This window comes from Anatilimnocola floriformis, assembly GCF_024256385.1.
Classification (GTDB): Bacteria; Planctomycetota; Planctomycetia; order Pirellulales; family Pirellulaceae; genus Anatilimnocola; species Anatilimnocola floriformis.
Genome location: NZ_JAMLFW010000001.1, coordinates 6,078,640 through 6,095,219, shown reverse-complemented (window position 1 = coordinate 6,095,219; position 16,580 = coordinate 6,078,640). Strand labels below are relative to the sequence as shown.

General features: G+C 60.0%; 15 protein-coding genes. 3 read left to right on the top strand and 12 right to left on the bottom strand.

Annotated features, from left to right (window positions below; genetic code table 11):
- Positions 1-97: 97 nt before the first annotated feature.
- The 7 genes from M9Q49_RS24245 to M9Q49_RS24215 all read right to left on the bottom strand — a co-directional run bounded on the left by M9Q49_RS24245 (position 98) and on the right by M9Q49_RS24215 (position 7,704).
- Positions 98-1,051 (bottom strand): DUF1559 domain-containing protein, encoded by a 954-nt coding sequence (locus tag M9Q49_RS24245; protein ID WP_254511629.1) that lies wholly within the window; start codon positions 1,049-1,051, stop codon positions 98-100.
- Between the two features lie 85 nt (positions 1,052-1,136).
- Positions 1,137-1,574: a transthyretin-like family protein gene (locus M9Q49_RS24240; protein WP_254511627.1), complete on the bottom strand. Its 438-nt coding sequence runs from the start codon at positions 1,572-1,574 to the stop codon at positions 1,137-1,139.
- A 204-nt stretch (positions 1,575-1,778) separates the two neighbouring features.
- A complete protein-coding gene (locus tag M9Q49_RS24235) occupies positions 1,779-2,318 on the bottom strand; it encodes a GNAT family N-acetyltransferase (RefSeq protein ID WP_254511626.1) in 540 nt (179 codons plus the stop codon).
- Positions 2,319-2,394: 76 nt separating this feature from the next.
- The gene (locus M9Q49_RS24230) at positions 2,395-4,032 is read right to left on the bottom strand and encodes a serine/threonine-protein kinase (RefSeq protein ID WP_254511624.1); all 1,638 of its coding nucleotides are present in this window, start codon (positions 4,030-4,032) and stop codon (positions 2,395-2,397) included.
- Positions 4,033-4,048: 16 nt separating this feature from the next.
- On the bottom strand, positions 4,049-5,440 hold the full coding sequence (locus tag M9Q49_RS24225) for a DUF1254 domain-containing protein (protein WP_254511622.1): 1,392 nt from the start codon (positions 5,438-5,440) through the stop codon (positions 4,049-4,051).
- Positions 5,441-6,124: 684 nt separating this feature from the next.
- Complete coding sequence (locus M9Q49_RS24220; RefSeq protein ID WP_254511620.1) at positions 6,125-6,946, bottom strand: LuxR C-terminal-related transcriptional regulator; 822 nt, start codon at positions 6,944-6,946, stop codon at positions 6,125-6,127.
- 14 nt (positions 6,947-6,960) lie between these two features.
- Positions 6,961-7,704 carry a bestrophin-like domain gene (locus M9Q49_RS24215; protein ID WP_254511618.1) on the bottom strand — a complete coding sequence of 248 codons (744 nt, stop codon included), beginning with the start codon at positions 7,702-7,704 and terminating at the stop codon, positions 6,961-6,963.
- A 191-nt stretch (positions 7,705-7,895) separates the two neighbouring features.
- Between M9Q49_RS24215 and M9Q49_RS24210 the strand changes: the two genes are divergently transcribed.
- Positions 7,896-8,567 (top strand): DUF1326 domain-containing protein, encoded by a 672-nt coding sequence (locus tag M9Q49_RS24210; RefSeq protein WP_254511617.1) that lies wholly within the window; start codon positions 7,896-7,898, stop codon positions 8,565-8,567.
- A gap of 63 nt (positions 8,568-8,630) precedes the next feature.
- On the opposite strand, the gene M9Q49_RS24205 is transcribed toward M9Q49_RS24210, so the two are convergent.
- The 4 genes from M9Q49_RS24205 to M9Q49_RS24190 all read right to left on the bottom strand — a co-directional run bounded on the left by M9Q49_RS24205 (position 8,631) and on the right by M9Q49_RS24190 (position 12,034).
- Positions 8,631-9,443, bottom strand: coding sequence for a rhomboid family intramembrane serine protease (locus tag M9Q49_RS24205; protein ID WP_254511615.1), 813 nt, complete (start codon positions 9,441-9,443; stop codon positions 8,631-8,633).
- 27 nt (positions 9,444-9,470) lie between these two features.
- Positions 9,471-9,830 (bottom strand): hypothetical protein, encoded by a 360-nt coding sequence (locus M9Q49_RS24200; RefSeq protein ID WP_254511614.1) that lies wholly within the window; start codon positions 9,828-9,830, stop codon positions 9,471-9,473.
- Between the two features lie 4 nt (positions 9,831-9,834).
- Positions 9,835-11,052 carry a glycoside hydrolase family 88 protein gene (locus M9Q49_RS24195; protein WP_254511613.1) on the bottom strand — a complete coding sequence of 406 codons (1,218 nt, stop codon included), beginning with the start codon at positions 11,050-11,052 and terminating at the stop codon, positions 9,835-9,837.
- 190 nt (positions 11,053-11,242) lie between these two features.
- On the bottom strand, positions 11,243-12,034 hold the full coding sequence (locus tag M9Q49_RS24190) for a WecB/TagA/CpsF family glycosyltransferase (RefSeq protein ID WP_254511611.1): 792 nt from the start codon (positions 12,032-12,034) through the stop codon (positions 11,243-11,245).
- Positions 12,035-12,322: 288 nt separating this feature from the next.
- On the opposite strand from M9Q49_RS24190, the gene M9Q49_RS24185 reads away from it, so the two are divergent.
- Together M9Q49_RS24185 and M9Q49_RS24180 are read left to right on the top strand one after the other, a co-directional pair.
- Positions 12,323-13,024, top strand: coding sequence for a zinc ribbon domain-containing protein (locus M9Q49_RS24185; protein WP_254511609.1), 702 nt, complete (start codon positions 12,323-12,325; stop codon positions 13,022-13,024).
- A 124-nt stretch (positions 13,025-13,148) separates the two neighbouring features.
- Positions 13,149-13,631 (top strand): mycothiol transferase, encoded by a 483-nt coding sequence (locus M9Q49_RS24180; RefSeq protein ID WP_254511607.1) that lies wholly within the window; start codon positions 13,149-13,151, stop codon positions 13,629-13,631.
- 81 nt (positions 13,632-13,712) lie between these two features.
- Here the strand turns inward: M9Q49_RS24180 and M9Q49_RS24175 are convergent, their stop codons facing one another.
- On the bottom strand, positions 13,713-16,574 hold the full coding sequence (locus M9Q49_RS24175) for a hsp70 family protein (RefSeq protein WP_254511606.1): 2,862 nt from the start codon (positions 16,572-16,574) through the stop codon (positions 13,713-13,715).
- Positions 16,575-16,580: the final 6 nt, after the last annotated feature.

Genomic DNA, 16,580 nt, shown 5'->3' with positions numbered 1-16,580 from the left:
TTCCACGTCGGAGTGCCAACGCCGGAATTTCGCGGAGCTCATTCCTCGTGCGCTGCAGTTTCGCGTCAACCAATCGAATACGGAGTATTCGACGACACTACTGCGTGATCTCGCCATTGGCCCGCGTGATGAGGCGGGCGAATTCGCGGATGTTGATGCTCTCTTGCACGAACCGAACCGAGCCGTCGCCCATCGCGACGTTGATGCCGGCCGGGTGAAAGGCAAAGGCTTCCGCCGTTCCTTCTGTGGCGTAGTAGGGGTGCGGGAAGGTCGTGCCGATCTGTTCGCCGTTGGCGCAGTTCACGGCGCAAGGACCGGGGAACGTCGCGCCATCGTAGGAGGAGCCATCCAGCGTAAAATCGCTGGCGGGGCGCGACCAACCACCGGCATTCAGCCGATCGGTCGGCAGATTGCCAAACCGCTTCCAACCTTTACGGTACACAAACGGCCGGCCCGCCGATTCGGCATACATGGCGGTATTCGACAAACCGTCGGTCACGTCGGCCATGCGGGGATCGCCGTTCTTCGGCAACATGCCCGTATCGGCAAAGTCGACCAAGCCGCTCGACAGCAACCGCGGATCGACGCCGATCGTCGGCGAGTAATCGGTGGTGGCTACCACGGGAGTCCACGGGCTGTTTTCTGGCACGCCGTCGAGTCGCTTCTTTTCCACCGGCGTCGAAGGGCAGTTGTAGCTGGGAATGGTCAGCGACGTGACCGGCAAGTTCGCAGCGTCGAACCAATTCAACGTTTGATTGTATTTGTCATAGCTGTTCTTGGCTTCCAAGTATGGCAGCAGCAGCGTGAGGCCGGCGATGCGCGGCGCGGTGGTCAAACCGCCCGGACGAATGCTGGACGGGAGCTTGTTGTAACTGTCGCTGAAATTGTGAACCGCCAGGCCCATCTGCTTGAGATTATTGGAGCACTGGGTGCGACGAGCTGCTTCGCGAGCGGCTTGCACGGCGGGCAGAAGCAGCGCGACGAGCACGCCGATGATGGCAATCACCACCAGCAACTCAACGAGCGTAAAGGCAGAACGGGTTGTCTTCATGGCATATTTTCCTGGGGCAGAATAAAGGCGAGAGGGAGCAAGGAGGGAGAGAGTAAGTCGGTAGGACGGACATGTCCGTCGCAAGTTAGCGCACCACAATCGGTTGCAGCGTGTTTTTGCCCGCGGCAACACTCACGGTGATTTCCGAGGTCTCGGGACGGGCCAGTTTCGCCGGCAGAACATTCGGCCCCGGCACGAAGCTGCCGCCGTTGTTGACCGGACGGAAGTATTCGACCGTGACCTGATATTCACCCGCGGCGGCGCCATCGGCCTGGTCGTAAGTGGTCAGCTGAAACTTCCCTTCCGCATCGGTCTGCGCCCGGGCTGCGAGCAGCTTCGGGTTGCTTTTATCTTGCGGATGCAAAACAACGAAGGCATTCGCCAGCGGCTGGCCGTTCCAACTCAGCTGACCTTCGACAGGATGAACTGCCACGCGGTCGCTCTTGCTGCAACCGGCCGAAAGAGCAACGACGAACAGCAGGGCCAGAGACCCAGCAAGGGGGAAACGATAACCGGCAGGCATGGTGCGAGTTCCATTCGAGGAGGGTAGGACCTACGGGACCCTCCGCAGGTGAAGACCTGCACCATTTGCAACGGCTGTGCCGAGTGCCCGAATATGCCAAATGGCAGGGGCGGGGCCAAAACCTGTCACCCGAAGGGGATTTTCCAGAGCCCGTCACGGGTGCTAGCCAGCAACCATCACGGGCGGTTGATTCATTCCGTGAAATTACCTCGCAAGCGAATCGCTGCAACGGCCATAAACCTTGGAATCAATCAGCTGCCCATCCTTGTGGTAGTGCTGCTTTAAAGTCCCCTCCAGTTCAAAACCGCCTTTCTCCAGCACCCTTGCCGAGGCGACGTTGAAGGCAAACACATGCGCGGTGACCTTCGCGATTGCCAGAGTTTCGAACGCGAACTGGCAGACGACAGGGACCACCGACGACATGATTCCCTGATTCCAGTAAGGTCGCGCCAGCCAATAGCCCAGCTCCGCGCGATGACTGAAATACTGGCTCGATGGCCGATCCAAGCCGACGCCGCCGATCAATTCATCGTGCTCGTTGCGGATGGCCCAATTGATGGAAGAGGGATCGTTTCGGCTGGCAATCGCCAGCCATTCGTCCGCCGCAGCCGCCGTGTAAGGAAAAGGGATGCGGAGAGTCCGCTCGTAGAGTTCCCGATCGTTCAAGTGTGCTACTAGCGCGTTCCGATCTTGCGATTTGAACTGGGCGAGCGAGTAGCCGCGCGGAAGTTGTGAGGTGAACATAGCGAAGTCGCGAGCCTGCGGATGTTGCCTGAAAGAGACGATCCAGAGACACGCAACGGGAGCCTGGGTTCACTTTTTAGGCCCGGCGAAGCAATCGCAGTCCGGCCCAACCACCGACGACAATCATCAGCAGGATGGCTGTCGCGGCGATCGCGGCGAGAATGACGAAGATTTTGGTTTCGGCGGCTGCTTGGGCCAAGAGTTTTTGTTGGTGCGTGTCGAGATGAGCGATGAAACCGGCGAGCGCTTCGTTGTATTGCTCCTTCGCGGCGCGATACTCGGTGCTGGTCAGCAGTTTCCAAGCTTCAGGGGCCTGGCCTTGGCGGATCGTGTCGAAGGCGCGGGTTTCCATCGTCACCAGCGAAGTGTTGGCCGCTTCGACTTTGGCCAGCGGTTGCTCGGCACCGGGGGCCAGGCGAACGGCCTTTTGCAGAGCGGCGTCGAGTTGTTCCACATGGCTGTTGTAGCGGTCATGCCACTGCATCTCGCCGCTGGCCGAGGCGAGGAGCGCGGATGAGGTGAGGACTTCGTCGAGGTAACGAATCCGGCCGCTCAGTTCTTGCAGCGGCCGTTGCACTTCGTTGACCTCGGCCATCAGGCGGTAAGTGCGATAGGAACTCCAAGCCAGGCAGGCCGCAACGAGCAGCAACATGGCAACACCGGCCAGCAAGACGAGCGTTGGCCCGGGATGGCGGCGAGCCCAGCGCCAAGCGCGTTCGACACCGGCGAGTGGTCGAGCTTGGATCGGCTCGTCGGCTAAATAGCGGCGGAGATCATCGGCGAGCGCAGCCGCCGTTGCGTAACGGCGAGAAGGACTCTTCTCCAAGCACTTGTGGCAGATGGTGACGAGGTCCTGCGGCACGCGGCGCTGCAGCACCTGAATCGAAACAGGATCGGCTGCCACGATCGAATTGATCGTCTCGAGCTGATTGGGTCCTTGGAAAGGAGGCCGGCCGGTCAGCAGTTTGTAGAGCAGCGCGCCGAGGGAATAGATGTCTGTCGCGGCGGTGGCATCGCGCGTGCGGCCGATGGCTTGCTCGGGGGCCATGTAGCCGAGGCTCCCCATGATGGCGCCGGTTTGCGTCAGGCCATCTTCGTCGTTGAGCGATTTGGCGAGGCCGAAATCGGCGAGCTTCGGCGCACCGTTGGCCGCGAGCAGCACGTTGGCGGGCTTCACATCGCGATGCACGATGCCGGCTTGATGAGCTTCGTGCAAAGCATCGGCCAGCGTGGCCACGAGCACGGCAGCCTCGCGCGGCGGCTGCGGCGTGTCGCGAATCTGATCTTCCAAACTGCCGCCGGGGCAGAACTCCATCGACATGAACGGCCGACCGTCTTCTTCGCCGACCTCGTGCACTTGCACGATATTCGGATGCTGCAGCCGAGCCGAAGCTTCGACCTCGAATTGAAAACGCTGCCGTTCGGTCGAACCGGCGTGGCCACCTGCGAGAATGACTTTGAGCGCGACCAACCGTCCCAGTCGTCGATCTTGCGCCTTGTAAACAATCCCCATGCCGCCGCGGCCGAGCTCTGACAGCAGATCGTAATTGCCGAGCGTTTCGCCGGGGGGCCGAGCATTCACCACGGCGGGCGTCGGCTGACTCGCATCGGCCACGCTGCTGAAATCGAGCGTGGCATCGGAGATGCGAGTCGGCGCGCTCGCACTGGCGGCAGGCTTTTTCGACTCGTCTTCTGAATCTTTCAGTGGCGACATGCGATTCCCTCAGCCGTTACTTACCCACCTGCTTCACGCCTGGCGGTTTCCAGCTGCCGTCGATGATCGATGGCGCTTTTTCGGTGGGCCAGTAGAGTCGCATCATCAGCACAAACTTGTCCTTCGGCGCCGGCAGCCAATTGGCTTCCTTATCCTTTCCTGGCGACTCGTTTTGAATGTAAAGATCGAGCGAACCATCGGCATTGAATTGCAAATCGTTGCGCGGGCTGACCGTGTACTTATCGAGCGGATTGTCGACAAAGAAGTACTCGGCGTTGTACATGGTGATCGACCAGAAACCGTCGGCTGGCGGCGTCTCACCCTTCGGGAAATGCATCACGTATTTGTTCGCACCACTGTAAGGTTTGCCATCCACATCGACCGTCGAAGTTGGATACACCGCATCTTGCGGCCGATTGGCGCCGAGGCCGATTGCCGTGATCAGCGCTCGCTGCAGATATTCGGTGCCGTAAACGCCGGCCTTGGTGGTGAAGGTCCAGCCGTTGAGGTCGCTACCCGCTTGCGCGAAATGGCCCATGATTTTGGTCTGGGCTGTTTTTGGAACGCTCGCGGCCACGGCTGCCGGAAGTTTTTCGGCATCGAAATCCTTCCCGGGCACGATGCCGATTTTGGCGAGCTTGGCGATGATCGGCGCGTCGTCTTTGGCTGGCGGATTGTCTTTCATCAGCTTCGCCAGCAGCGTGAAGTACTCAACCGCATCGAGCCGGTGAACCTGTTCGCGGACTGGCGTTTTCATATCGACTTCGGGATTGACCTTGCCGGCCGGCGCCACGTATTGGGTGGCGAAGGCGCTGAGTGGATGCAGGTCGTACTTGTCCATCACTTTGTGCGCGGCTTCGTAGTCTTCGGGCGTGCCGGTGCAGTAGGTTCGTCCCAAAATCCAAACCATATTGGTCGGCGACTTCAGCTCGACGAGGCCATCGGGGAGCGTCCCCTTCCAGTTCGGTCCCGTGATCGCGTAGGCCTGAGCTTTTGTGCCCGTGGTTCGCTTGCCGGGAACTTCGAACACATTGGTCCAACCGCTGAGCATTGGCATCAGAAAGTAACGATCGTTCATCTTCGGCAGCCGCAGGATATATGGCTCCTTGGCCAGATCGAGCCAGGCCGTCGAATACAACGTGTCGGCGTTCGGCGCGGTCACATCCTTGAACGCCGCGTCGGGATATTTCCGCATCAGCAAAAATTGCCCCATCGGCGCGTGTGAGCCACTCGGCTTGGCGACGTTGGTCATCACGCGGCGAGTGTATTCCATCGTCACGAGTGGATAGCCGTAGACGTAGGCGTCGACGCCGATTTCGGCCAGTTCTGCATCGGCAGTTTGAGCAGAGCACGGCAGGGCCAGTGCGGTGCAGACGATTAGTGCGAGCAGGGGCACCAGGTTCTTCATCGAAGTCTCACTCTAGGAATTCGGGACAATGACTAAGGGAGGCTGATTTTACTATGACTGCAGACCGGACGGCGACCGCGTCGGTTCGTTTGTGGTAACAATTCACGGTGTCGCTGATTTTGGGAGGGCGAGGCTCCCGCCGAGCCGCGCCGGTCGAAAGCAGCCGCTGGCGGCCTTGCAATTTCACCTCGGCGGCTCGGCAGGAGCCTCGCCCTCCCGTCGCTTGCCGCGACAGCGTCGCTGGCGTGGATGACTACGGCTTGCGCAAAATTCTGACCTAAGTTGTCACCACGTTTGCATTTAATTAGCCAGTTGTCTTTCTCAATTCGGTTGATGTTTTTGAAAATGACAGTCGTCGCTGCGCTACCGGTGCGCGCTGAGGGCAGCTGATGGATGTCGAATGGAGCACTGCTGCAGACGCGATCGATTCGTGTTCGAATGATCGGCGCTGGTTATAAAAAGGTTATAGACTTGACCCGTTTTCTCCGCCTGTTTTTGCCGCAAGGCGTTGGCTGCCAAGATATTGCCGGAATCGCATAAAATCTCATAACCTGTTATATATTCCACCGCTCAAATCCGGGACTGCTACGCTGGCGAAGCATGGGAGAAGCCCGGAGGAAAACAGACCGCCTCAGGCTAATCCAATCGCAATCGCCGCATCATTAGACCTTGGTCTAATCCGCCTCAGCTGTCGCCGAGCAGCGTCTTGGCTTTGTCGGCGAGGCGAACGAGATCGGCAACGGTCGCCAACTGGAGCTTTTCCATCACGCGGGCGCGATAGAGTTTCACGCTCTGCAAACTCACGTCGAGCCGGGTGGCGATGTTCTTATTCGGCATGCCGGCGGCAACCAGAAAGAAGACCTCGCGCTCGCGTGGCGTGAGGTTGTTTACGAGCAGTTGCACTCGTTCGCTTTCGCCCTTTTGGTTCAATTCGCGTTCTTGATTGGCAACGATCTGCCGGGCCAACTCCTCACGCAGGATCCTCGCTTGTTCGTTGGCAGCCGCGAGCGCCTCTTCGGCGCGCTTGCGCGCTAGGGCATTCGTAAAGATATCGCCGACCAGTCGCAAACGCTGGATGAGGGCATCGGGCCAGTCACGCTGGGCGCGGAACGACGCAAAGCCGATTCCGCCGACGACTGAACCGGTTACCTTCAGCGGAATCGTGAGGTTCGATTTCATTCCCGAGCGAGCGGCCATTTCCCATTCACGCGCAGCTTCCGGCGGCAGATCTTCGGGCATGCGGAAGACCTCGCCCTGCTGAACTTTTCGGGCGTAGAACGGGAACTGAGCTTCGAGAATGACGCGCGGCGACGGTGGGATTCCCGGCAATTGGTACGAGTGCGTGATGACCATTCCCTGCGAAGTCACTTCGCCGAAGCCGCTCCGATCGAGATCGAGAAACTCCACGATTTGCTTCAAGCCCAGCTCGATCTGGCCATCGACTTCCGCCGCGGGGACTTTGACAAAAGTCGCCGACAGACCGGCCAGGAAACTCTCGAAATACATCGTTAATTCCCGGCTTACTGCCCGACCTGCGCCAGTGCATTTCGCAGCGGCTGGCTGCTGATGTGCATGATGCCGCCGAAGGGACGATCGAGCTCGAGGATCAAAAAGACCGCGCTCGAAACAACCAAGCTCCCTAGCAACAGCACGGCGATGGTCGTCGCGTTGCGTGGTGCAAACAGTCCATAACTGCCGAAGGTGATGGCGAGCCAGGCGACCAAAAGAATGAGGAACACCGGCGGAATCGAACCAATCCGCTGCGAGTACAACAGCCAGCGCATCTGCGCGGTGTCGTGTACGACTTTTAGCGCCAGGGCTTGATTCGTGCGCTGCGATTCATTCTTCGGCTGCAGTGCGAGAATATGGTCATAGACTTCTTCATACTTCGTTGCGTCACCGTTAGCCGGTTTGGGCTCTGCCCAGATCCGCTCGATCATGTCGGTCACTGTTTTGCGGAGCGCCTCGCGCGTCGCTTGAGTCTCGGGCCCGTAGTGAGCCAGCGCCCGATCGAGCACCACCACATTGGCTGCCAACTGCGATACGCCGTGATGTTGGCTGTCGAACGAACTCTTCGCCGACGCCACTAGCAGGCCCAGCACCATGCCGGTCATCGTGCCGACAATGCCGACGACCAGCTTGATGACTTCCTTCGACTCGGTATTGAGATGCCCGTCGGGAAAATGAGGCCGCAGCAGCAAGCCCCCCAGGGAGCTTCCAAAGATACAGAGCAGCACAATCAAACTAACAACGAGCGGACTCACGGATTCCCTCCGAAACAATGGCAGTTATTTCGCGAACCCCATCATTGCGCAAACCCCACGACTTCGGCAACCGCCCTGGTCCACAACCGACGCCAATGCTACCTGTAAATCTCTTGGTCTTTCCGACGATTTCCGCCTAGAATGGAGCGTTGCTCGCTTGCGGTTGGTCATTCTCGCCAGGAGAGATTTGCATGTCACGTCTGATGTTGTGGTCGCTGGCCGTTGTGAGTTTGCTGGGCTGGAATGCCGCTCGCGGTGCCGATGAGGTTTCGGGCATTTATCTGGAAACGCGGACCTGCCAGGTTTACACCGGTCCCTGTTTTGCGAACGCCGAATCTGCCCTCGCCGGCAAAGACGCCGTGATGGCTTGGAACATCGAAAGCGGCAAGCACGCCGGCGTCGATCTCACCGGCCTGTCGGTCGTCGTCTGCATGACCGGTTCCGATACGCTCGGCCACGGCGGCGTGAATGATCCCAAGACGCTGAAGTCGACGGTCATTCTTGACGAAAAAGCAACCGGCATACAGCGCGACGCCCTGCTGTCGTTCGCGAAGGAACATGCGGGCCGGGCTGGCAAGGAAGTGGTGCGAGTCGATTCGGCGCCGATCGAAATGTCGCTCGACCTGGGTTCGCTCGACGGTCACTTGAAGGCCGGCAAAATGGTGACCCTCGGCACGCGGAAAGCAGTGAAGACCGACTGCATCTGCACCAACGAAGTGGCCTTCTATCCGCCGCTGGCAAAGCTGCAAAACTTCGCAGCCGGCGTCTCGACCGAAGCCGAGTACCGCGGCCGCGGCCTGGGAACGACCTGGTCAACGCCCGGTTCGCGCAGTGCTTATATGGCGACGTTTATTTACGAGTAATAGTCGTCGTTCGCCTGACGCCGGAATCGAGCTCCATTCATCGACCGCGGAGCGGTCGATGACTTACCAATCTGACTTCCGCGGCCGCCCATAAGATCGATATTCCGGCGGTTGCGGCTGAGTATCCGTCAGCGGCAGATTCTGCGGCAGGCCGATGGTGAAGAGCTTCACGAGCGCTGCCCCGGCGATGAAGCCGCCGATGTGAGCGCCATACGCCACGCCGTCGCCGCTGCCGCCCATGGCTTGCAGACTGCTGATGATCTGAAAACCGAACCACAGCCCCACGGCGACGAAGCCGGGGACTTGTGTGATGAAGCGGAAGATGAGCACGGTCACTTGTCGCTTGGGATGCAGCACCAGATAAGCGCCCATCACGCCGGAGATGGCGCCCGATGCGCCCAGGCTGGGCACCAGCGCAGACTCGCCACTGAGATTCATCGCGACATGCGTGAGCGAGGCGATGATCCCGGTCAGCAGGTAAAAAATCGTGTACCGCACACGGCCCAGATCGTTCTCGATGTTGTCGCCAAAGATCCACAGGAACCACATGTTCCCCGCCAGATGCATCAAGCTGCCGTGCATGAACATCGACGTGAGCAGCGTGAAGTAAACCGGAATCGGTGTGCGCTTGAGGCCGGGCACGGTCACATCGACCGCACCCTCAGCCGTTTGAAACCGCTTCACCGAATCTTCGGTGATGATGTCACGCCCTGTGGCGATCTCGCGCGGCACGGTCGAGAACGCCATCGTAAAGGCTTCGTTCTGCCCCAGTCCTTGGAAGAGGACGAAGACCAGCACATTAATGACGATGAGGGCGACGTTGACCACCGGAAAAATCCGTCGGTCGCTGTTATCGTCGGAGATGGGAAAGACCATAGGATTCGCTTGCTGCAGTTTTTTGAACTACGGTGATTTGTCGCTCGCCTTGATCGAGGCAATTTGAGTGGCGAGGTCTGCCTTGGACTCTGGGCTGAGACGGTTGTACTCGGCGATGACTTGGGCTGGCGTCTTGGCGTGAATCGCGCGCGTCGGGCCGCTCTTCGAAACGGCCTCTGGATTACGCAGGGTATAATAAAAGGCCAGCGATTCGGCCGCCGCGGAGAACTCTTCAGCTTGCGGCGAAGGCAACGATTTGGCCACGCGCACGATGGCTGCCGCTGCCGATTCGCCTTTGGCGACTTTGATCGTTTGTTGAGCGGGCCCGCAACCGACGAAGGCTGCGAGCACCACCAAAATCAAACCGCACCCGCGAAGAGCTTTCATCGAACTAGCTCCCCAACCGAAACGCCGCGTACTTCTCGCGATTGCGATCGAGAGCATCGGCAGAGACGCGAGCGAAGTTGCTGCAGACGACCTTCGTCAGGGCTTCGACAAAAAAGTACTCGCCCCACATCACCGATTCGTCGACACCCAGGTTCTTCACCGTGTGATACACACCGTGCTTGAGAATCCCTTCCCAACCGGGCGTTTGACTAGCGAGATATTCCGGCGTGCACAGGCGATCGAGCATGCCGAGCGCGGTCGCTTCGTATTGCTCGGCCAGGTTGTCGTCTTCGGTCTGCCGGGCCAGATCGAGCAAGCCGCTGGCCGCGATCGCCGCGGCGCTCGTCTCCTTTTGGTTACCGAACGGCGGCGGGTCGTTGGGATTGGCATCGAAATCCCACAGCGGCACCTGATCTTCGGGCAAGCGATTGATCCAGTAGTTGGCGTTCTTCTCGGCGACTTCCAAGAAATCCTTGTTCCCCGTCAGTGCATAGCACTTGCTGTAACCGTACAGCGACCACGCCAAACCACGGGCCCAGGCGCTGTCGTCGCGCAGGCCTTGATGCGTCGTTTGCTTGAGGAATTTGCCTGTCTCGAGATCGAACATCCCTTCGTGCGCGGTCGAGCCATCGTCGCGCACCAGATGATCGCGCGTCGTCAAGCAATGGGCTGTGGCCACGCGGGCCAGGTCGCGATTGCCCGATTCATTGGCTGCGTAAAAAATCAGCGGCACATTCATCATGATGTCGATGAACAGCGACTCCGGCGCGACAAACGAACGCAGATACTGCCCGCGTTCCATGAACCGCATGGCCAATGTGTTGCCGGCGTGAATCAGCACGTTGTGAATTTGCTGATTACCGGTCAGTTCGTACCAGGGCAAATAGGTGCTGAGAAAAATGAAGCCCAGATCGTGGACGTTGCGATCATCCTGCCGATGCTCGAGCAGCTTCGAATAATGCTCGGCACGCTTCCGCCAGTTGGTGGAATTGAGCGTCTCTGCCGACAGCTGTTTCTTTTCAGCTCGCTCGCGCAGATGAAACTGCCACATCATGCCCGCAAGGAAACCGCCGGTCCAATCGGTCCAAAGTTCGCCGCCATGGTGCCACTTTCCGCCGAGGGTATAGATCGGGAAATAATCGGGATGCTTCTGCAGCAGCGCGGCCACCTGTTTTTCGGCAAAATCGAGAGCGGCCGGATAAGGAGCCCGAAGAGAGGTCATGATGTGCGTGCTTCGCAGAGAAGGAGAGAAGTGCCTTGCCTGCAATAAACACCACGAGCCCTGGACTGACAAGTAGACCCGTCGCCGTCTTCCGTAGGGCGGACCTTTGGTCCGGCGAAGAGCCGCGAGTGCACAGATGTGGCGTGGTACCCGCTTCGGGAGCGGACCAATGGTCCGTCCTACCTACGGGTTACTTTGGCGAGCGAGAATTGCCGAAGTAAGAGCGCAGCACGATTTGCGGAAAGATCCAGGCGTCGCGGGCATAGCGACTCGCGAGTCGGCGGGGTTCCGTGGCCAGACGATGAGCCCACTCGAGGCCGACGCGGCGCATCCATTTTGGCGCCCGACTTTTTTCGCCGGCGAGGAAATCGATCGTCGCGCCCACGCACAGCGCGGCGCGCGCGGCGAGTCGTTCGCAATGCTGATGCACCCACAGCTCTTGCTTGGGGGCGCCCACGCCGACGATCAGCAGGTCCGGCGCTGCCGCGGCGATCAGATCCAGAATCTTGTTGTTCTCGGCTGGTGATTTTTCGAAGCCCATGGGCGGGCTATAGCAGCCGGTAACTTTCACTTGCGGCCAGCGCTCTTCGATGTTGGCAGCAGCCACTTCGGCCACGCCCGGCATCGCGCCGAGCAAAAAGACTTTCAGTGTTCGGTCGGTCGGCGCAGCGGCGAAAATCGCTGGCGTGAGATCGGATCCCGGAATGCGATCGGGCAAGCTCCTGCCGAGCAAATGCGAAGCCCACACCACCGGCGCACCGTCGGCCAGGATCAAATCGGCTTCTTCATAGGCGGCCTGCAATCCGGCGTGATGCTGCAGCAACACAATGTGATCGACGTTCGGAGTCACCACATAACGGCAGCGCGTGGCCACTTCGTCGCGGGTCCAGCCCAACACGGTTTCCACGGCTTGACGCATCGTCAGCGGATCGAGTTCGACGCCGAGCATTTCGATCCGGGCTGGTAAGGTTGCCGTTTGCATCGAAGCCTCAGTTTTCTGCTGTGGGCGATTCGCGTGGGATAAACGACAATGCCGGCAGAATTGCTTCTGCCGGCATTACCGGTTTTTCCGTCTCTTCTCATCCTGTTTTTGTCGCGCCTTGGAGTCTCGGGCGACGAGCAATTGTAGGTTGCAAAATGCAACCGGGGCGGGCTCAATCGCCATCTTCGCCGTCGCGGCGGGCAATCTGCGCCCTTCCCAGGCCACTCCTCTGCTACAATGCATCTGCCGGGTTCGTCCACCGGCATTTCTACCTCTGAGGCTGGGCTGATGACCACACTGACCGAAGCTCTTCGCGTGCTGCACCGCATCCATCGGCAAGTCGCCGATTTGCAAGATCGTTTGCAGCGCGGCCCCAAGCAGGTCAAGGGTGCAGAAGCGCTGGTCAAGAAGTCCGAAGCCGATCTGGTGACGGCCAAGGAGACCTATCGCACGGCCAAGCTGGCTTGCGATGAAAAGAACCTGCAGCTCAAGTCGCGCGAGTCTCGCGTGCTCGATCTGAAGGGAAAGCTCAACACCTCGAGCAGCAACAAAGAGTATCAGTTGCTGAAGGACCAGATCGCCGCCGACGAACAAGCCACGGCCGTGCTGTCGGATGAAATTCTCGAAGCGCTCGAGCGCCTCGACGTGCTGCAGGCCAACATTAAGGAAGCCGAAGCGCTGCTCGTCAAGGTTCGCGATGACGAAGGGAAGACCCGCACGCGAGTGAGCGACCAACAGCAAGTGCTGGAAGAGGAACTCGGCCGTTACACGGCGGAGCTGGTCGCCGCCGAAAGCCTGCTCGAAGGTGATTTCAAAGAGAACTACCTGCGGCTGTCGAAGAGCCGCGGCGTCGATTCGCTGGCACCGGTTGAAAACGAAACCTGCGGCGGTTGCTTTCAAACGTTGACTGCGCACATCGTCGATCAGCTGCGCCTTAACAAGCCAGTCTTCTGCAAGAGCTGTGGCCGGTTGCTCTATATTCCAGACTAGTTCTGTCGATCAGTAGCTGAATTCGCCAGAATTCAGATGACAGAATTTAGACGGTCACGGCTCGTCGCCAAATTCTGAATTCTGGCGAATTCAGCTACTTTGATTCCTCGCGAGTTTGTCACCCATGCCCGATCAGACGCTGCTTGCCGCGCTTGCCGAAATTCGTGGTTCGTTTTTGCGCTCGCTCAGCGGCGTCGATGAAGAGCAAGCTCGCTGGCGAGTGGCTGGCCTGGCCAATAACATTCTCTGGCATGCGGGCCATGCCTACGTCGTCGTCGAATGGCTGACGATGGGCCCGCTCGGCCTCGATCCCGTCGCGCCCGCGGGCTGGTTCGAACTCTTCAGCTGGGAGAGTCGTCCGGCGGAAATTCCGCTAGAGCGTTTTCCCACGCTGGCCGAAATCGTGAAACAGCTGGAAGCCCAGCAACAACGATTGCAAACGTTGTTCGCTTCGCTGGGCGAACTCGATCTGAAAAATGCCGCCGTGGATCAACCCGATCAAAGCGTCCGCGCGGTGATCTTGCACGGCTTGCAGGATGAAGCGTGCCACCGGGGCGAAGTGCGGTTGCTGCGGAAGTTGTACGCACTGCGATCGCCGCACCAGTAGGTCGGACCATTGGTCCGTCCGGGAGCGGGTACCGAGCCAATCTTGTTGCGAGCGAACTCCTGTCCGGACCAATGGTCTGGCCTACGGAGAGCCTAAACGCAAACCCTTCGGCAAGCTCTCACCAAACGCGCGCGATTGCTCTTCGGCATCGAGCGCGCCACCGTCGCGAACCAAGCGAATGGTGTGTTCGGCTGCCGATTGCTGATCGAGCCAACCGAGCACCTCGCGGCGGGCTCGTTCCGAAATGTCGCGATAGCGATCGCCCGTTTTGCGCGCGAGTTGCACGACGGCGAAGGTTGTTTGCGCATCGGGCAATTCGATTTTGAAGAGCTCCTGCAGCCAGCGCTCGGCGATGTCCGCGGCGAGAACCGTGTTGAGCGGCCCGTACAACGGCTGACGCGCAGCGAGCCGGCCGAGGGTCCATTGCAGCGCGGGGCGAATCGTTTCGAGCTTCTTCTTGGGAAGCAGATCGATAAGGAGTTGCCCGAGTTCGAGTTTCACATTGCCGGGGAGAAGTTCGAGCGAACCGAGCAGCCGCAGCGCTTCGAGCGCGTCGTGCGAACTGAGTGCGCCGGTTTGCTTGCCGCCGGCGGTGCTCTGCTTGTGAAGTTGCCGGACGAGCGCAAGGAGCGGCTCGGCAATCGCCCGCTGCTGGCCGGCCGAAAAACCACCAGCGATGCGTCGCCAGAGAATGAGCGACTCGGTGCGACTGGTGGCGGCAGCGTGCGCGAGCTTCCCCTGCACCGTTCGCCAGGTTTCGGCGACTCGCCAATCGTCGACGGCCAGGCCGTAACCGGGCCGCAACGCATAGCCGAGCAGATTGAGCCAGCGAGCTTCGTGCATCGGCGACTTTTTGCGGCCGGCTTCGAGTTCGATCAGCTTTTCCCAAATCCGCCGCAGCAGCGACGTCGGCCAATCGGCGCGTTCGAGCTCGAGAGCCGCAGTGAGGTTCTTCAGCAGCGAGTCTGGCTTCTCGGTGCTGTTATCGCCGAAGGCGTTTTCCAAAACCTGCGCGGTGGCTTGCCAGGTTTGCTCGTCGATGAAACCTTCCTGCTCAGCTGCCGACTCGTGGGCTTCGAGATCGGTTTGCGTTGCGGAACGGACGTCGAACTGCAACCGCCAACTCCGTTCGCCACCGGGTACCCCCGGCAACGAACCAGTTTCGGCGCACCACAGGTCGAGTGTACCGATTTCGGTGAGCATCGCGTGCAGCTTGATGTTCACGGTGCCGCGCTCGCTGCGGCGACGCGTTTTCAGCGCCGTGCGAATCGGCGGCAACGGCGTCATTTGGTCGCGATCGACGGCAAAGACCTCGCCGGGCCGATCGGCGAGTCGCGTGCTCGAAACGTACAGCGGGAACTCAACTGGTTCACTGACGAGCAATTGAAACGGCTTTTCGAGGACGATCTCTTGCCCCGGCTCGGCATTGCCCGGCAGCAGACAAATCGCGCTCGGCGGTTCCGATTCAAAACCGATGTAATACGTCCGCGCGAGTGAAGCCGCGATTCGCACTCCTTCACCGCGGCGAACCATGCCGTAGTAGGCAGCGCCGCGAGCGACGGCCAGTTCGAGACGATCGTTTTCGAGCACGATCGGTTGCCACGGCTTGTCGGGCGTGCTGAACCAACTCGTTACGACATCGACAATTCGCTGCTGCAGCACTTTCGAGAGGAACGCACCGCCATTGAACAGCAGCACATCGGGCCGGGCGGGATCTTGGCCTTTGGCGAGTTCCACATCATCGAGGGCGACGTTGCGATGGGCGGTCAGGAACGCCGCGAGATAGCGCGTGATGGCTGCATCACTCGCGTAAGGCAGGCCAAATTCTTGAAAGCCGCTGCGGCGGGCACTTGGCTTGTCTTCGAGATTCACCTGCGGCGTGAAGCCTTCGACGAGGACCTGCCGCACTTCGTCGCGCGTGACTTGAATGGCCTGGCTGCCGCCGATCAGCTTCGAGCCGCTGCTGGGGAGACTCACGCTCCGCTGTTCGGGACTCGGATCGGCGAGCATCTCCTCTTTGAGTTGCCGAGACAACCGCAACAGCACATCCCACTGCCGCGATGGCAGCTTGCCCCCTGTGTTTTTGCTCGGAGTACCGAGAGTAAATCGCTGCTCCAAGTGCTGCGCGAGGGCCAGATCAAAGTTGTCACCGCCGAGGATCAAGTGATCGCCGACGGCGACGCGATGAAATTGAACGCGGTCTCCTTCGCCGCGGCGAACGCGGATCAACGTGAAGTCGGTCGTGCCGCCGCCGACGTCGCAGACCAGAATCTTTTGCCCCGGCGTGACTCGTTCTTCCCAGTTCGCCGCGTGCTTGTTGATCCAAGCATAAAAGGCCGCCTGCGGTTCCTCGATCAGCACCACCCGCGGCAAACCGGCTCGCGCTGCCGCTTGCACGGTGAGCTCGCGCGCGACTTCATCGAACGACGCCGGCAGCGTAAGCACGACGTCTTGCTTATCGAGCGGCTCCGATTTGAAGCGTGCGTTCCAGGCATCGCGTAGATGGGCGAGGTATCGGCTGCTGGCTTCGACGGGCGAGAGCTTTTCGACATCTTCGGCAGCATGCCACGGCAGCACGTCGGCCGTCCGATCGACGCCCGTGTGGCAGAGCCAGCTCTTCGCCGAGGAAACGGTTCGGCCTGAAACCTGCGCGCCCCAGTCGCGAGCCATCACCCCGACGCAGGTGGCCGGTTCGTTTTTATTCCACGGCAACTTCAAACCGCCCGGCGCAACTTCGCCCGTCGGAGGCTGATAGTGAGACGACGGCAGCGTTTCGCGCGGCTCGACCTGCCCCGGCGCAACGAGTTGCGGCACGCTCAGCACGCGGATTTGCCACGGCTGTTCCTGCGTGTCGACATAACAGAGGGCCGAGTTGGTCGTCCCCAGATCGATTCCCACGACATAGCGACTGGGAAGTTCTTCAAGGGGAAGGGTGGAGTCCATGGGGCG

Excerpts from the sequence above, each read along its gene's own strand:
- M9Q49_RS24245 (WP_254511629.1), bottom strand. The coding sequence starts at position 1,051 with ATGAAGACAACCCGTTCTGCCTTTACGCTCGTTGAGTTGCTGGTGGTG.
- M9Q49_RS24240 (WP_254511627.1), bottom strand. The coding sequence starts at position 1,574 with ATGCCTGCCGGTTATCGTTTCCCCCTTGCTGGGTCTCTGGCCCTGCTG.
- M9Q49_RS24235 (WP_254511626.1), bottom strand. The coding sequence starts at position 2,318 with ATGTTCACCTCACAACTTCCGCGCGGCTACTCGCTCGCCCAGTTCAAA.
- M9Q49_RS24230 (WP_254511624.1), bottom strand. The coding sequence starts at position 4,032 with ATGTCGCCACTGAAAGATTCAGAAGACGAGTCGAAAAAGCCTGCCGCC.
- M9Q49_RS24225 (WP_254511622.1), bottom strand. The coding sequence starts at position 5,440 with ATGAAGAACCTGGTGCCCCTGCTCGCACTAATCGTCTGCACCGCACTG.
- M9Q49_RS24220 (WP_254511620.1), bottom strand. The coding sequence starts at position 6,946 with ATGTATTTCGAGAGTTTCCTGGCCGGTCTGTCGGCGACTTTTGTCAAA.
- M9Q49_RS24210 (WP_254511617.1), top strand. The coding sequence starts at position 7,896 with ATGTCACGTCTGATGTTGTGGTCGCTGGCCGTTGTGAGTTTGCTGGGC.
- M9Q49_RS24205 (WP_254511615.1), bottom strand. The coding sequence starts at position 9,443 with ATGGTCTTTCCCATCTCCGACGATAACAGCGACCGACGGATTTTTCCG.
- M9Q49_RS24200 (WP_254511614.1), bottom strand. The coding sequence starts at position 9,830 with ATGAAAGCTCTTCGCGGGTGCGGTTTGATTTTGGTGGTGCTCGCAGCC.
- M9Q49_RS24195 (WP_254511613.1), bottom strand. The coding sequence starts at position 11,052 with ATGACCTCTCTTCGGGCTCCTTATCCGGCCGCTCTCGATTTTGCCGAA.
- M9Q49_RS24190 (WP_254511611.1), bottom strand. The coding sequence starts at position 12,034 with ATGCAAACGGCAACCTTACCAGCCCGGATCGAAATGCTCGGCGTCGAA.
- M9Q49_RS24185 (WP_254511609.1), top strand. The coding sequence starts at position 12,323 with ATGACCACACTGACCGAAGCTCTTCGCGTGCTGCACCGCATCCATCGG.
- M9Q49_RS24180 (WP_254511607.1), top strand. The coding sequence starts at position 13,149 with ATGCCCGATCAGACGCTGCTTGCCGCGCTTGCCGAAATTCGTGGTTCG.
- M9Q49_RS24175 (WP_254511606.1), bottom strand. The coding sequence starts at position 16,574 with ATGGACTCCACCCTTCCCCTTGAAGAACTTCCCAGTCGCTATGTCGTG.